The sequence below is a fragment of the Sulfurimonas sp. genome, from assembly GCF_023229025.1.
Classification (GTDB): Bacteria; Campylobacterota; Campylobacteria; order Campylobacterales; family Sulfurimonadaceae; genus Sulfurimonas.
Genome location: NZ_JALOAA010000040.1, coordinates 1 through 16,449 on the forward strand (window position 1 = coordinate 1; position 16,449 = coordinate 16,449).

13 protein-coding genes are annotated in these 16,449 nt (G+C 36.3%); 10 read left to right on the forward strand and 3 right to left on the reverse strand.

Translation table 11 applies throughout. The features are described from left to right. The first annotated feature begins 178 nt into the window (after positions 1–178). From M0Q20_RS09185 to M0Q20_RS09195, 3 genes are all read left to right on the forward strand, one after another. Positions 179–2,134 carry a site-specific DNA-methyltransferase gene (locus tag M0Q20_RS09185; protein ID WP_295060910.1) on the forward strand — a complete coding sequence of 652 codons (1,956 nt, stop codon included), beginning with the start codon at positions 179–181 and terminating at the stop codon, positions 2,132–2,134. 12 nt (positions 2,135–2,146) lie between these two features. After that, positions 2,147–4,732, forward strand: coding sequence for a DEAD/DEAH box helicase family protein (locus M0Q20_RS09190; RefSeq protein ID WP_295060913.1), 2,586 nt, complete (start codon positions 2,147–2,149; stop codon positions 4,730–4,732). Positions 4,733–5,011: 279 nt separating this feature from the next. Continuing rightward, positions 5,012–6,850 carry an SLC13 family permease gene (locus M0Q20_RS09195; protein ID WP_295060916.1) on the forward strand — a complete coding sequence of 613 codons (1,839 nt, stop codon included), beginning with the start codon at positions 5,012–5,014 and terminating at the stop codon, positions 6,848–6,850. 636 nt (positions 6,851–7,486) lie between these two features. On the opposite strand, the gene proB is transcribed toward M0Q20_RS09195, so the two are convergent. After that, positions 7,487–8,251, reverse strand: coding sequence for a glutamate 5-kinase (gene proB, locus M0Q20_RS09200; protein ID WP_295060919.1), 765 nt, complete (start codon positions 8,249–8,251; stop codon positions 7,487–7,489). A gap of 208 nt (positions 8,252–8,459) precedes the next feature. Here proB and gatA point away from each other — a divergent pair, with 208 nt between their 5' ends. Further along, positions 8,460–9,803 (forward strand): Asp-tRNA(Asn)/Glu-tRNA(Gln) amidotransferase subunit GatA, encoded by a 1,344-nt coding sequence (gatA, locus tag M0Q20_RS09205; RefSeq protein ID WP_295060922.1) that lies wholly within the window; start codon positions 8,460–8,462, stop codon positions 9,801–9,803. A 14-nt stretch (positions 9,804–9,817) separates the two neighbouring features. Continuing rightward, a complete protein-coding gene (locus tag M0Q20_RS09210) occupies positions 9,818–10,096 on the forward strand; it encodes a heavy metal transporter (RefSeq protein ID WP_295060924.1) in 279 nt (92 codons plus the stop codon). 62 nt (positions 10,097–10,158) lie between these two features. Here M0Q20_RS09210 and M0Q20_RS09215 read toward each other — a convergent pair whose 3' ends face one another. Then, positions 10,159–10,668 carry a flavodoxin gene (locus M0Q20_RS09215; RefSeq protein ID WP_295060927.1) on the reverse strand — a complete coding sequence of 170 codons (510 nt, stop codon included), beginning with the start codon at positions 10,666–10,668 and terminating at the stop codon, positions 10,159–10,161. Positions 10,669–10,900: 232 nt separating this feature from the next. On the opposite strand from M0Q20_RS09215, the gene guaB reads away from it, so the two are divergent. Both guaB and M0Q20_RS09225 read left to right on the forward strand, forming a co-directional pair. Next, positions 10,901–12,346 (forward strand): IMP dehydrogenase, encoded by a 1,446-nt coding sequence (gene guaB / locus M0Q20_RS09220; RefSeq protein ID WP_295060930.1) that lies wholly within the window; start codon positions 10,901–10,903, stop codon positions 12,344–12,346. A gap of 18 nt (positions 12,347–12,364) precedes the next feature. Beyond that, entirely contained in the window at positions 12,365–12,859 is a 495-nt protein-coding gene (locus tag M0Q20_RS09225; protein WP_295060933.1) for an RDD family protein, read from the forward strand. An 8-nt stretch (positions 12,860–12,867) separates the two neighbouring features. On the opposite strand, the gene M0Q20_RS09230 is transcribed toward M0Q20_RS09225, so the two are convergent. Then, the gene (locus M0Q20_RS09230; RefSeq protein ID WP_295060936.1) at positions 12,868–13,908 is read right to left on the reverse strand and encodes a hypothetical protein; all 1,041 of its coding nucleotides are present in this window, start codon (positions 13,906–13,908) and stop codon (positions 12,868–12,870) included. Positions 13,909–14,038: 130 nt separating this feature from the next. Between M0Q20_RS09230 and M0Q20_RS09235 the strand changes: the two genes are divergently transcribed. The 3 genes from M0Q20_RS09235 to M0Q20_RS09245 form a co-directional block, all read left to right on the forward strand. After that, entirely contained in the window at positions 14,039–15,001 is a 963-nt protein-coding gene (locus tag M0Q20_RS09235; RefSeq protein WP_295060939.1) for an SLAC1 anion channel family protein, read from the forward strand. A gap of 3 nt (positions 15,002–15,004) precedes the next feature. Beyond that, the gene (locus M0Q20_RS09240; protein WP_295060942.1) at positions 15,005–15,391 is read left to right on the forward strand and encodes a DUF6858 family protein; all 387 of its coding nucleotides are present in this window, start codon (positions 15,005–15,007) and stop codon (positions 15,389–15,391) included. Between the two features lie 79 nt (positions 15,392–15,470). Continuing rightward, a partial coding sequence (locus tag M0Q20_RS09245; protein WP_295060945.1) for an aminotransferase class I/II-fold pyridoxal phosphate-dependent enzyme occupies positions 15,471–16,449 on the forward strand: 979 nt, incomplete at its 3' end.

Here is a 16,449-nt window from a genome sequence, read left to right on the forward strand (position 1 = left end):
GCTAGTCATCTGTCGCACAGCGCCAGATAACAAGCGGGAGGAGCAAGCAACCATTGCAAAACCTAAAGGTTTTCCAACGGCAGTTACTCACCCGCGCCCCCGTTGTATGAACAGAATCAACATTAAACCTATATTTAGATAAAATCTCATATTAATAAAATAATAAATGGAAAAAATAATGATTACTAAAGAACAAAAAGACTACATAATAAAACTTCTTCAAGATGGCAAAGAAATACCAGAAGAATTTAAGTATCAACTTTTTCCAACAACACAAAAAGAATATGAGCTTGCTTATGCTGGAAAAATAAGAAAAGAAGATCTTCTTGCAAACGAAGATGGAGTTCTTCCTGTTCCCCTGCAAATTGAAAAAGTTTTTAATGGTAGTGAGTATAAAGCTTTTGATGACGGCTGGAGAAACATGATTACCTTTGGAGATAATCTACAATTTTTAAAAACAATTTATGAAAATAAAGATCCTTTAATAAAAGATAAGGTTAAAGGGAAAGTAAAACTCATTTATATAGATCCACCGTTTGCAACGACTGATGATTTTCAAAATAAAGAAGGAGCAAAAGCTTATACAGATAAGAAAAAAGGTGCAGAGTTTGTAGAGTTTTTAAGAAAAAGACTTATTATGGCAAAAGAGATTTTAGCACCAGATGGATTAATATGTGTACATTTAGATCAAAAAATGAATCATTATATTAAAATTTTGTTAGATGAAATTTTTCTAAAAAATAGATTTCAAAATGAAATTATTTGGCATTATTCAACACTAGGAAGACCAAAAGATAAATTTGCAAAGAAACATGATAATATTTTAGTTTATGCAAAAAGTGATAATTCATTTTTTAACATCAATGAAGCAAAAGTTCCTTATTCCGAAGAATATATAAAAAGTCACTTTAAAGATACCGATGATAAAGGTAACCAGTGTCGAAAGAGATATGATGCAGGAAAATGGAGGACATACTATCCTGAAGAGGGAATGATTCCAAATGATGTTTGGGAAATTCCTTATGAAAACTCTATGTCAACAGATAGAACAGGATATCCAACACAAAAACCAGAACCTTTAATTGAAAGATTTGTAAAGGCATACACAAAAGAGAATGATATAGTTTTAGATTTTTTTGGTGGCTCTGGAACGACCATAGCAGTAGCTGAAAAACTTAATAGAAAATGGATCACTTGTGATCTTGGAAAATTATCATATTTTACAATGCAAAAAAGAATTTTACAAATTCAAAACTCAAAAAGCTTAGGTAATCCAAAAAAGAAGTATGGTGCAAAAGCAAAAAGCTTTATCACAGCAAGTCTTGGAAGTTACGATTTAGAGAAAACTTTTGAGCTAGAGAGAAAACAATATGTAGATTTTGTATCAGGACTTTTTAAAATAGAAGCAAAAAAATATAAAATTTCTGGTTTTGAACTTGAAGGAAAAAAAAATGATGCACCTGTCATAATTTTTGATTACAAGAAGCATAAAGACTCCTCTGTGGATGAAAACTACCTAAATAACATACATAAACACATTGGTAAAAAAGTGGGTTCAAGGGTATATATTGTAGCACCTATTAACTTTATAGATTTTGTAGATGATTTTATGGAAATAGATGATGTAAGATATTATTTCTTGAAAATTCCATATCACATCATCAATGAGCTTCACAAAAAACCTTTTGTAAAAATGAGACAACCTCAAAGCAAGTCGAGAGTTAATAATATTGAAGAAGTTGTCGGCTTTCATTTTAAAAGACCTCCAGAAGTTAAAGCAGAAATACAAAGAAATGAAAGTCAAGTAAAAATTGTTATTACAAGTTTTAAAACAGCAGAATTGCGGTCAGATAGGACAAAAGAAGAAAAATCTTTTGATAATTTTGAAACCTTATCTGCTGTGTTTATTGATAAAAATTACAATGGAAAATCTTTTGAGATGGATGAATCATTATTTGCTGACGACCTACTCCCTAAAAAACCTAAACAAGAAGAAGCTTTAATAGAATATTTAAAAGATCTAACAAAAACTGGTATTGAAATTCCTTTAAAAAGCAAAGAGATTGGTAAACAAGTAATGGTAGTGTTTACAGACATCTTTGGTAATGACTTTACTCAAACATTTACAATTTAACAGGATAAGATAATGCAAGATATTAAAATATATAAACAAAAAGATTTAGTATTAAAAGTCAATCAAAATTTTGATCCCATAAAATTGGATTTAGATTCTTGGGATCTATTTTTAGATAAGCTTTGTGGAGATAGAGAATATCAAAAAGAATCAATCAGGAACTCTGTTATTTACTTAGCAAGTGGCAGATATGAAAAGATTGAAGACTTAGTTGAAGAAAACTATCAAAACAATACAGAGCTTCAAGCAAAATATAATTCTTTACAAGATTATAAACAGCATCTACAATTACCAAACAAACTTTTTGCAAATATTGATTTAGCTACGGGTGCTGGTAAATCCTATATTATATATGGCATAGCTCAAATTATGTTTGGACTTGGACTTGTTGATAAAGTTTTAGTTCTGTGTCCATCTTTAACAATAGAATCTGGTCTTACTGAGAAATTTGAAAGCTTAAGTGGAAGTGCTGAGCTTAGAAATACAATTCCATCAGATGCACAATACAAAAATCCAAGAATTGTTGATGCCAACATAACAGTAAGAAGTGGAGATATATGTGTAGAAAATATTCATGCAGTATATTCCACAACTGGTTCATCAATAGAAGATAGTTTTAGAGGTCAAGGTGAAAGAACCTTAGTTTTGAATGATGAGTCTCATCATATTTTTAATAAAATTTCTGGTAATTCAGCAGAGGCAAAAGGCTTAAAAAGATGGAAAGAATTCTTATTAGATGGCGAATACAATTTTAAATATATTTTAGGATTTACAGGAACAGCATATCATGACAATGAATATTTCAATGATATTATTTATAGATATTCTTTAAGAGAGGCTATTGAAGAAAAAATTGTTAAAAATATTGAATATGTTCAAAAAGATGATAGCTCTGGAATAGATGAAAAATTTCAAAAAATATATCAGAATCATCAAGATAATGTAAGAAAATACGACAAGGTAAAGCCATTATCAATTTTGATTACAAAAGATATAAATAAAGCAAAAAATTTAAGATACGATTTAATAGACTTTTTAGAAAAACAAGAGAAAATACCAAAAGAAAAGGTTGAAGAACAAGTCTTAATAGTTACCTCTGATAAAGATCATAAAGCTAATTTACAAAAGTTAAAATCAGTAGATGAAAAAGATGATCCAATACAATGGATAATTTCTGTTTCAATGCTTACAGAGGGATGGGATGTAAAAAATGTTTTTCAAATTGTACCTTGGGAAGACAAAGCTTTCAATTCGAAACTTTTAATAGCTCAGGTTCTAGGAAGAGGTTTAAGAGTTCCAGAACTTTATCAAAATCCACAACCAAAAGTTATCGTATTCAATCACGATTCTTGGAGCAAGAATATCAAAGGACTTGTAGATGAAGTTTTAGAGATAGAAACCAGAATAAACTCACAAGTATTGAAAGAAGGAGAGAGATCAAAATATAATTTTGAAGTCTACAATATTGATTATGAGAAAATTCAAACAGAAATTCCTCATATACCAAAAGATGAAATGACTTTCAACTCTTTAATGAAAAATGGAATACCTCTTGAATCACAATCAACAGTTGTAAAAAAAGATACAGAATTTGAAGATGTATCTGATTTTAAAACTCGTAAGAAAGAATACACTATTCAGTATGAAACATATTCCATAGATCAAATTGTAGATAAAATTTATGATGAACTATCTGTTAGGTTTGATGAGGGTAAGATCTTAAATATTGATGTAGAAAAATACTCAAAAGACAATCTACCAAAAAGAGAAATCATTGAAGATATGATTTTAAAATCAATGGAAAAAGTTGGCATCAAAAAAGAGGATGGTTTAATTCTAAAGAATAGAACAAAAATCTTTCAGTCATTTGGAACACTATTGAGAAAAGCTTCAAAAACTGTTGTGATTGAAAAGAAAATGAATGATTTAATTATTGTTTCAACAAAAGACTTGGTAAATGAAAGTTCTGCAATTGGAAATTTCAGAAGAGACTACTCTGTCTTTTTTACAAACAACTGGAAGAACGAAATTATAAATGAAGATCAGCAAATAATCTTTGATCAAATACTAGAGGATGATAGTTTACCAAGAAAAGCAATTAAAGAACAAAATGAATTTCTATTTAAAACTCCTGTAAACCTTGTTTTTACAAATGCAAAACCTGAAAGAGATTTTGTCGAATATTTATGTAAAAAAGAAATTACTGAAAAAATTGAAAGCTGGATAAAATCAAGAGATAGAGGGTTTTATAGTATTGAGTATTCATGGAGAAAAGGTAATCATCAAAAAATAGGTAACTTTAATCCTGACTTCATTATTAAAACAAAAAAAGATAATCTTGAATATTTGATTATAGTGGAAATTAAATCTGATAAAGATGATTCTAATGAAAATAAGGCAAAATATAAATATGCGAAGGAGCATTTCGAAAAACTTAATCAAAAGCTGGAAGGCCAAAAAATAAAACAGAAATACATTTTTCATTTTTTAAGTCCGAATGGGTATTCAACTTTTTTTGATTATTTAAAAAACGAAACTTTGCTTGAAGGTCAATATAAATTTAGGTGTGAACTTGAAAATCTTTTGGAAGAATCATAATTCATACAACAAAACAGAGTAGCCAATAAATTACCTAGCGGCAATTTATTGGCTATCTTCGACCGTTACCCACCCACAATATCATCTGAAAATTTAAATACACCTATTTATGAAAGTAAATTGTTAAAATTGTGCAACATGAATTTGATTTGATAATAAAATACACAATTTTTTGATAAGATAGATGTTTTTATTCAGCCTATATGTGCTACAGTATTTACTATATGAATAGTTGTCCGCTTGCGTAAGTAGCGGGCAGCGGGGACACGGACTAAACATATGACTACTGACCAGATATTGATATTGACAATTCTTACCTTTACGGTGGGCAAGTTCCTATGGGGGCGTTGGCGCCATGACATGGTGGGTGCCACTGCGCTATTGGCGTGCGTGCTTGTTGGGCTAGTACCACCGCTTGAAGCCTTCGCTGGATTTGGTCATCCGGCTGTTATTACTGTTGCTTGTGTATTGGTTCTCAGTCGCGGTCTGCAGATTTCTGGCGTAGTTGATGCTCTGACACGCACCGTGATGCCAGTGCAAGCAGGCGTCACGCTTAGCATGGCTGCGCTGATAGGACTAGGAGCGGTGCTCTCAGGCTTCATGAACAACATCGGGGCGATGGCATTGTTGATGCCCGTAGCCATACAGATGGCAAAGCGATTGAACCTAACTCCCGGTCAAACACTAATGCCGCTAGCTTTTGGTACCATCCTTGGTGGCATGACAACGATGATTGGTACTCCACCAAATATGATTGTCGCGGGTTTTCGTGCCCAGACCGGCTCTGAGAGTTTCTCTATGTTTGACTTCACACAAGTTGGACTGCCCGTCGCCGTGGCTGGATTAGCCTTCATCCTCTTACTGGGTCCACGCCTTATTCCGGCGCGCAAGCAAGCCGGAGTCGAGGGGTTTAAATCAGGCGCATATATCACTGAGGCACGGGTGCTAGAAGAGAGCAAAGCCGTAGGCATGACCTTGCGTGAAGTCGAAAGAGCGCTTGATGAGAGTGATACACAAGTCATCGGGATGATTCGTAACGATGTTCGCCTTTCAGCACCGGACCAATGGCGTAAATTGCTCTCAGGAGACATTCTAATACTTGAGGCAGATGCCGAGACCCTTGCCGAGACCCTCTCAGCGTTAGGCCTTAAGCTGGAGGAAGCCGTACAACCCAAAGAGAAAGATAAGATAGAAAATAGTGACAATGATAAAAATGCGGCAAACACCGAGGAAGAGGAGAAGGAAAATAACACAATCTCAGACGAAATCGTACTAAGAGAGCTCGCCGTTCTGCCAGGCTCTCCTCTGACCGGGCGATCTGCAAGTAATATTCAGTTACGAACACGTTACAATCTGAATCTGCTTGCTCTCTCGCGTCGTGGGCAACTCTCTATCAGACGCCTGCGCACAGCCCGTCTTGAAGCCGGTGATTTGCTACTAATGCAGGGCTCACCTGAGGCGGTCTCGGAATTTGCCGCCGACTATAGCTGTGTACCGCTTGCCGAGCGTGATTTACGTATCCCAGACAAGAGTAAAGCCTTAAAAGCAGGCATTATCATGGCACTGACTGTTGCTGTTGCAGCCCTTGGCCTATTGCCGGCGTCAATATCATTTGCAATAGGCGTACTTGCGTCGATGGCATTTCGGACAGTGCCGCTACGTGATGTATATGAGTCTATAGATTGGCCGGTAATTGTGTTGCTCTCAACGCTTATCCCTGTCGCTGGCGCAATGGAATCTACCGGCACCGCCGATTTGATTGCACGCTTAATTATTGAAAAAGTCGCCTACGGAAACGCCGTGATTGGTCTGGCACTGATCCTAGTTATTACAATGTTTCTCTCCGACCTAATGAACAATGTTGCCACCGCAGCAGTAATGTGCCCGATTTCAATAGGTACAGCATCAGCACTTAATGTTAGTGCCGACTCTTTTTTAATGGCAGTGGCGATTGGTGCCTCTTGTGCATTTCTAACCCCTGTCGGTCATCAGAACAATACGCTGATACTAGGCCCAGGCGGCTTCAGATTTGGTGACTACTGGAGACTTGGACTGCCGCTAGAGATTCTCATAGTTGTTATCAGCATTCCAATGCTACTTGTTGTGTGGCCGCTATAATATTTGATTTTGTCATGTTTTTATAATTTAAATAAACTTTTATTTAATAAATAGTTAGACGTAGAAAGGAAACAGGTAAAAAAAGGGTTTTTATACCGTTTGTTTGGGCTAGGTGCTGTTCCCAAGCAGCTGCTCCCAGTTCTTCAGCAAGAGGGTATAGTCGTTATTGATGAAGGCATGAGCGGGTGGTTTATAACAAAATATGTTAATGGTCCAAGGAAGCGATATCGTAATCGTTCAGAGGGTTTTTCCGGTTGCCTTGTAGTAACAAAGGAGAGGGTTATCTGCTACACATACTCGAAACGTCAAATCAACATCTCTGTCAAAGACCCAAAGGTGCCTAAACTATACGTCGATGTACCCGAGGAGAAAAAGCTGTCTATCTCCTTTGAGTCCTCTATCTTTCGAGAAGGTTGGGAGGGTGTGATAGAACTCAGCTTTTGCACAGAAAAGGCTCTATTATTCCGTGATGCTTTTCTATCGATTGGCGTCCAACAAGGCACTGTGCCAGACGACCACTCCCGCTGCGCTTTGTAGTCACCGGTGAACTTGGTCGTTATGCCACAAGAGAGAATCTATATACAACCTTGAAACTAAAATTTTTTTATAAAAAACTTTTCGCTCAAGCAGTCACTTTTACTTTTTACTTGTAAAGAGCGTACCTTTTTCATGAACATTATCGAGTAGATAACTTCTCACTGAAGTTAGGTCAAAGCCATTACATAAAAACATTTCTAGATTGTTTTCCATTATATATTGAGCCGCCTTTAGCTTTGTTACTATGCCGCCTGATGCAAATTTAGAATTTGGTGTGAACTCTTGGTCTAACTCCTCTTGGGTTAACTCGTTTACTTGCTTTCGTAATTTCGCTTTTGGATTATCTTTTGGGTTTGAATCATAATAACCATCAATATCACTTAGTATCACAAGCATATCTGCTCCTGCATAGTGGGTAACATGAGCTGAGAGTTGGTCATTATCCCCAAAAAGCTGCTCTGGTGTCGTCGAGATGTCATTTTCGTTGACAATAGCCAATATATCATTTTTAAATATTCTCTCTATAATCTCTTGAAAAATTTCTGTATGGGGTCTTGAGTTAAAATCATCTTCTGTCATAAGAATCTGAGAGATTGTAATATCAAAAATATCAAAAAGATTCTTATATGAACTCATAAGAATAGGCTGTCCTAGTGAAGCCAACACTTTTTTACTTGTCGGGACATATTTATTGAGTTGTACTGCAGTATATCCGGCTGCTACAGCCCCAGATGTGACTAAAATAACTTCATGCTTTTTTCGCAAATCTACAATAAGAGAGACAAGGTTTAACATCCTCTCATTTGCAATATTACCATCATCAATTAAAACACTACTACCAACTTTAATAACGATACGTTTCATATAAAATTCCTTTAAACGGGTCTGCTTTTTTATTTATAATATGTATAATGCCCATTGTAACATATGTAGCAGCTCCTATTCTTAACTAAGCTTAAGTTATATCACCTCTATTTTTAACTCAGACATTAAGCTTCTAAAACCCCGCTAAAGAAAAAACAGATGCATTTTGCTATAATACACCCAATAATTTACAAAGATAGGAAAAGTAGTGATTACATTAAAAGAAGCACTGAAACTAAGCAAAGACGAACTGGCAAAATTTAAAGAAGAACTAAAAACAAATATAGAAGCAAATGCAGATATTAACGCATACATAGATGTCCACAATATCGGCGAAGGCGTGCCGATAGCTATTAAAGATAATATTCAAGTAGAGAATTGGTCTGTGACATCTGCCTCAAACATACTTCAAGGTTACATCGCTCCTTATAATGCTACTGTTATAGAGAAGATGCTCGGTGCCGGACTTAGCCCATTTGGACGAACAAATATGGACGAGTTTGCCATGGGAAGTACTACAGAGTCAAGCTTTTACGGCAAAACTCTAAATCCACACAATAAAGATTGCGTTCCCGGTGGAAGCTCAGGCGGAAGTGCGGCGGCAGTTGCGGCAGGTCTAGCAATAGCCGCTCTTGGAAGTGACACGGGCGGAAGTATCCGTCAGCCCGCTTCTTTTTGCGGAATTGTCGGAATGAAACCAACTTATGGCAGAGTAAGTCGTTACGGTCTTGGAGCTTACGCTTCAAGTCTTGATCAGATAGGACCGATGACGCAAAATGTAGAAGATGCGGCAATACTCTACGACATCATCAGCGGACATGACGAAAAAGACTCTACAAGCGCAAACAAAAACGACAAAGTATGCGACAAACTAAACCCAAATCGCAAACTAAAAATCGCTGTGCTTCCAAAACACATCCAAAACGCAAGCCAAGATGTGAAAAAAGCGTATGAGTTAGCGATAACTGCACTTAAAGATGCAGGGCATGAGATTGTTGAGCGCGAACTAATGGATGCTAAGTTTGACATCTCTGCTTATTATATTACTGCAACGGCAGAAGCTACTACGAATTTGGCTCGTTATGACGGCATACGCTACGGAAACAGAGTAACTGGTAAAAACCTTGAGGATACTTTTATCCAAACAAGAAGCCAAGGTTTTGGTGATGAAGTAAAGCGTCGTATTTTACTTGGCAACTTTGTACTATCTAGCGGGTACTATGAAGCTTACTATGTAAAAGCACAAAAGACAAGACATATTATCAAAGAGCAATATGCAGATATTTTTAAAGATGTTGATTTAATTTTATCTCCGGTTGCACCAACAACGGCAAATAAGTTTGGAGAACTATCCAACCCGATGGAGATGTACCTGAGTGACCTCTACACCATCAGCGTAAATCTTGCGGGGCTTCCTGCCATATCGGTTCCGATATCAAAGAGCTCTGAGGGTATGCCGATAGGACTTCAGCTTATCGCTAATGCTTATGATGAGCAGACACTTTTTGACGGTGCGCTTAGCCTAGAAAAAGAGATAGGCTATATCGCCTAAAGGAAGGTATTTTCATGCAAAAAAGTTTCAAAGCGCTAAATATCAAATGTGATGGTTGCGCAAATACCATAAAAGATTCACTAAAAGATGAGTTTGGTGAAATAGATATTGATTTAACACAAGTTCCAAGAGTTGTTACACTTGAGATAAAAGATGATGAAGCAGAACTTAGTTTTCGTAAAAAAATGAGATCTCTTGGTTACCCAATGGAGGATGAAGATATAGGAGCCTTCACAAAAGGCGGACTAAAGGCCAAAAGCTTTATCTCCTGCGCCATAGGAAAAACAAAATAAATTTATAAAGGAGGTTTATATTTAAGCCTCCTTTCTCTCAACTCTAATTCTACATACAAAACTTATTTTATAAAGTATGGGGAAATCTGCTCTATCCACCTTGTTACGCGCTCATCGCTTAGTTCTTCTTGATTATCTTCATCAAGAGCCAAACCAACGAACTCTCCATCGATTATTGCAGTTGATTCATCAAACTCATAACCGTCTGTTGGCCATGAACCAACGACTTTGGCACCATTTTTGACTACTTGTTCATATATAGTTCCCATAGCATCTAAAAAGTTTTCGTTATACTCCTCTTGATCTCCTAAACCAAAAAGAGCTACTGTTTTAGTGGAGAAATCTGTTTTTTCAAGATTTGGAAAATAGGTATCCCAATCATCTTGTAAATCGCCTCCACCCCATGTAGAAGCTCCTATAATTATAAAATCATACTCATCCATTGCATCATTACTGCATTGGCTAACATCTATAATATCTACCTGAACTCCACTCATCTTCTCTTTAATTTTCTTTGCTATTGATTCTGTATTGCCGGTTGAACTGGCATAAAAAAGTCCTATCTTTGACATTTGTTCTCTCCTTTTTGCAGACAGTATTGATAATAGCTATCAAAATATTATAAGAGGTTAATGCTTAATGCTCAATTAATAAAAATCACTAACTAGTTACAGAGTACTTTAGAGTTTAGCTGATAATAAAAGTTAATTAAAACCGCTTTACTTTTTTTTAACAACAAAAAAGTTATAATTCGCGGAATTTTATTGAAACATAAATAACTTTATACCTTTTAAAAGGACTATCATGAAAATTCGTAAACGCGCCCTAACGTTTGAAGATGTGCTACTTGTACCTCAATACTCTGAAATACTACCAAAAGAGGTCTCCCTAGAGACTAAACTTACTCGCAATATTTCACTAAAAATTCCTATGGTCTCAGCTGCCATGGATACTGTTACCGAATATAGAGCAGCCATCGCTATGGCAAGACTAGGCGGAATCGGAATAATTCATAAAAATATGGATATCGAGACTCAGTGTAAACAGGTTAGAAAAGTTAAAAAAAGTGAAAGCGGCGTTATTATAGATCCAATTTATGTTCATCCTGAAACTACTTTAGCAGAAGCAAATGCTCTTATGGACGAGTTTAAAATATCAGGATTTCCAGTTATTGACGCGCACAATAAGCTTCTTGGAATTATGACAAATCGTGATATGAGATTTGAAAAAAATATGTCAGTAAAAGCAAAAGATGTTATGACAAAAATGCCCCTTATCACTGCAAACAAGAATATATCGTTAGATGATGCTGCAGATATTATGCACAAAAACAAGATAGAAAAACTTCCAATTATTGATGAGGGAGGCTTTTTAAAAGGTCTAGTCACTATAAAAGATATTAAAAAACGCATAGAGTATCCAAACTCAAATAAAGATGCATTTGGCAGACTAATAGTCGGTGCGGCTATCGGTGTAGGGCAGTATGACCGCGCAAAAGCTTTGGTAAATTCAGGTGTTGATGTTTTGGTCTTAGACTCTGCACATGGACACTCAAAAGGTATTTTAGACACCGTTAAAAAGATAAAAGAGAGCATGGAAATTGACCTAATCGCAGGTAATATTGCAACTGCCGAAGCTGTCGAAGCGCTTATTGAAGCTGGAGCAGATGGCGTAAAGGTTGGAATTGGTCCTGGCTCAATTTGTACTACACGTATAATTGCAGGAGTTGGAGTTCCTCAAGTCTCAGCTATCGCAGAGTGCGCAGATGCAGCGCGTAAACATGGTGTTCCAATAATTGCAGACGGTGGTATAAAATACTCAGGCGACATTGCAAAAGCTCTTGCAGTAGGCGCGTCATGCGTTATGGCAGGATCACTCCTTGCTGGAACAGAAGAGTCACCCGGGGAGACTATAATGTTTCAAGGTCGTCAATATAAATCATACCGCGGTATGGGAAGTATCGGTGCAATGCAAACAGGTTCAACTGACAGATATTTTCAAGAGGGCACGGCTGCTGATAAACTTGTTCCAGAGGGGATTGAAGGGCGAGTCCCATTTAGAGGTCCAATCGCCGGGATTGTTCATCAGATGATGGGTGGACTTCGTTCATCAATGGGCTATTGCGGAAGCGATAGTATTGAGACTTTTTGGAATAAAGCAGAGTTTGTAGAGATAACAAGCGCCGGACTCAAAGAGAGTCATGTTCACGATGTTATAATTACGCAAGAGGCTCCAAATTATCATATATAGCACTGAATCGGAGAGATAATGAGTGAAGTAAGATATGCGGGTTTTTGGGTTCGTTTTTTTGCTTCATTTTTTGACACTCTTTTTCTTGCTCTTCCCTTAGCAGTACTCATCTATTTTCTTAGTGATGGCAACTGGTTTGATTTCTCACAGTTTCAGCAAAATATGGCTTATGCAATGAGCGGAAATGCCCAAATGGCACTTGAAAATCAACCGCAAAAATCACTTAAATGGGAGCTTCTTTTTGAGGTCTCTGTTTTACTTATAACACTGCTTTTTTGGAAAAGATTCCAAGGTGCTACTCCCGGAAAAAAGTTTCTACATATAAAAATCGTCGATGCAAAAACTTTTCAAAATATAGACAACAAGCAGGCGATAACACGCTCTTTTGGCTATATAGCTTCCACTCTTATTTTTTTAATAGGCTTCTTTATGGTTGCCTTTAGAGAGGACAAAAGAGCTCTTCATGACCTTCTAGCAGGAACGGTAGTTATCTATGACACCGCAGAGCGGTAGATAATAGTCTATACTTTTAAATCCACCTCTTGCAGGATTCCTGCCTGATAATTTTCTTTTAAAAATATTGAACTCTCACGAATTTTTGCAACTTTATTGTTTTGAGCATCCTCAAGATCAAAGCTACCAATCGCAGAGTTAAGATAGAGCGCGCCCACATTTTTTTCTTTTAGTGTATATAGCTCTTCTTTTCCGTTTTCATCTTTTGTCCAAATTAAGAGTTTTTCAAAAATAGAGTCATTCTCATCAATCCACATATTGTTATCTTCATCATACGCAACAAGTTCGTCAAATCCATTTCCAAGCGTAGGTCCAAAAAGCTCACTTCCGTCATTTATCTTACCGTCACCATTTTTGTCAAAAGCTAAAAAACCACTGCCATCTCCGACAAAGGAGAAGGTATTTTCCTTTCCGTCAAGGTTAAGATCAAATGTATGTTTTATATCGCTCATGGTTATAACATCAGTGCCGAAATTAAGTACTAGCGGATCAATTAAAGCATCTCCGGCTTTAAAAGAGATACTCTCATGTGTTGCACTACTTCTACTCATACTAAATGCTACTTTAAAATCTATATTTACACCCTCTTTTGTACTTATGCTTCCTCGTGCAGAAAATTTAAGCTCCTCACTTCGAACTTCGCTACGGCTGTAGCTATAATCGATTCCCCAACCCTCTCCTTGAGGTTCATTTATCTCCTCAGGTCTCTCTACTGCTTTGGTCTCTGTTGCCCCTTCAATACTTGAGGGAGTTTTATGAGAGTATAAAGAGATGTTGAGTTTTCTACCCATTAATGCTTCAAGAGCACGGATAATAGACATCAGCTTAGAGTCAAGTTGCACTTCAAAAACACTCTCTTGTAGCTCTGCTTTATTACTGTTTTTCTCAGCAGTTTTAAACTTATCGGATAGTTCAAATCGGTCAGTAGCAATTTGCTGTTTTGCGATATCCTCTTGACTACCCCATATACGCAACTGCTCACTCTCCTCAACTTTACTACTTTTTTGATACGAGGAAAATAATGATACATCTGAATGTTCTATCTTCATACTCTTTTTCCTTCTGCTTATTTAAAGTTATATCGGCAATTATTGAATATTTTTGACACCTTGTTGACTTTTTGTGATAAATACAGTAAGATTATAAGAATTATAATTCTAAATAATAGCAGAGGCATAAATGGAAACTATAGAAGAGAAAAATAGAGTTAAGTTTTTTCCTGTTATGATGTATGCCGTAGTTATGGGACTAAGCGGACTTACTATTACATACCAAAAAGCAGCTCTTTGGCTTGGTTTTCCTCATATAATAGGGGAAGTTTTCATGTATGTTACTACTCTTGTTTTTATCCTAGTCTCAATTATATACATATATAAATTTTTCAAATACAAAGCTGCCGTATTAAGTGAGTTTTCTCACCCCGTACGGATAAACTTTTTTGCGGCAATATCTATATCTATGCTAATGTTAGCAATAATTTTTAAAGAGAACTATCCACTTTTAAGTGCTGTTTTTTGGTATCCCGGAACTCTGCTACACTTTTATCTAACTATGCATACCGTCGCTTTTTGGATAAATGAAAATCAACAACTAGACCACTCAAATCCGGCATGGTTTATACCTATAGTTGGAAATGTACTAATTCCCGTTGCCGGTGTTGGGTTTGTAAATCTTGAACTACTTGTTTACTTCTTTAGTGTCGGAATGTTTTTTTGGATAATCCTTTTTGCAGTAATACTAAATAGAATAATTTTTCATAATCAGATGGCTGTTAAATTTATACCTACGCTCTTTATTTTAATCGCTCCTCCGGCAGTCGGTTTTATAGCATACTTTAGGATGTTTGAGGTGATTGATATATTTGCTCTTATGCTATTTAATATTGCTGTATTTTTCACACTTTTAGTTACATTTATGTATAAGAGCTTCATAAAAATAAAATTTTTTATATCTTGGTGGGCTTTTGTTTTTCCACTAGCGGCTATGGCAATTAGCGCAATGCTTATGTACAGCCAAAAAAATTCAATAACTATGCTTCTGTTTTCATATTTTATGGTGACAGTTGTAACAATTATACTCTTTATAGTAATATACCAGACACTCTTACACATAAAAAAAGAAGAGATTTGTATTAAGGAGTAAACTATGAACAAAACAGTTTTTATGCAGAAGTACCCGGTCTATTCACTAGAGTTTGCAAAAGAGGAGATGAAAGTCTCATCTACAGACGAGGTTGTTGAGTATTTAAAGCAGAAGATAAGTAACCACCCGGTTGCCGTCTTTATATCCGTTTTTGATCACTATGGGCATACTAAAAATCTCGGCGGAGAGATGATAGAGGGATTGATAGATGCCAAAAATGTTATTTTTTGCTTTGGACAAGCCATTCCCGATACAAGAATCTTAGCGGTTAGACCTAGAAGTATAGGTATATCTGAATTTGAAAACAAAATTATCATAGATTTTCTTGAAGCACCCAAAGAGGAGCTTCAAGCAGTTATGCAGAGCTGGATAAACGAGCTAAAAATATAAATAATGCTTATTTAAAACTAACATTAAACCATTTTGGATAAAATAGCAATAATTATTTTTTACACGGGGGATATTTAATATGGATTTACAAACTAAAGCACTTCATGTTGGTTACGAAAAGGGGCCTGAGGGGGCTATGGCTGTTCCTATTTATCAAACAACGGCTTATGAATTCAGAGATGCCGAGCATGCAGGAAACCTATTTTCATTAAAAGAGCTTGGATATATCTATACTCGTCTTAACAATCCTACTACTGATGTATTTGAAAAGCGATTTGCCTCTCTTGAGGGCGGAGAAGCCGCACTTGCAACATCAAGCGGAATGAGTGCAGTTTTCTTTGCTATTGCAAATGCTGCAGAGGCTGGAGACAATATTGTCTGCGCAAAGCAGCTCTATGGCGGAACTCTTACCCAAACAGCACACACACTTAAGAGATTTGGCATTGAAGCTAGGTTTTTTAATGTTCATGATACCGCTGCTATGGAGTCTCTAATTGATGAGAAGACAAAAGTCATCTTTTTTGAGTCTCTTACAAACCCAAGCATAGATGTTGCAGATATAGAAGCTATCACAAAAATTGCAAATAAGCATGGAATCTTGACAGTGGTTGACAACACGGTAGCAACTCCGGCTTTATGTCGCCCTTTTGAGCATGGTGCAGATATAACCGTTCATAGTGCAAGCAAATATACGACAGGTCAAGGTCTTGCTATCGGCGGAATATTAGTAGAGAGAAAAGATTTGGTTGAAAAATTAAAATTAAATCCTCGCTACGCACACTTCAATGAGCCTGACCCCTCTTATCATGGTCTAGTTTATGTTGATGTACCGCTTCCTCCGTTTACACTTCGTGCTCGCCTTTCCCTGCTTAGGGATTTAGGTGCGGTTGTATCTCCATTTAACTCATGGCTATTTATTCAAGGGATGGAGACGTTGTCGCTTCGCATGAGAGAACACTCGAAAAATGCCCTTTTATTGGCAGAGTTTTTAGAATCACACCCAAAAGTCAAAAAGGTAAACTATCCTGGACTAAAAAACAATACAAACTATAAAAATG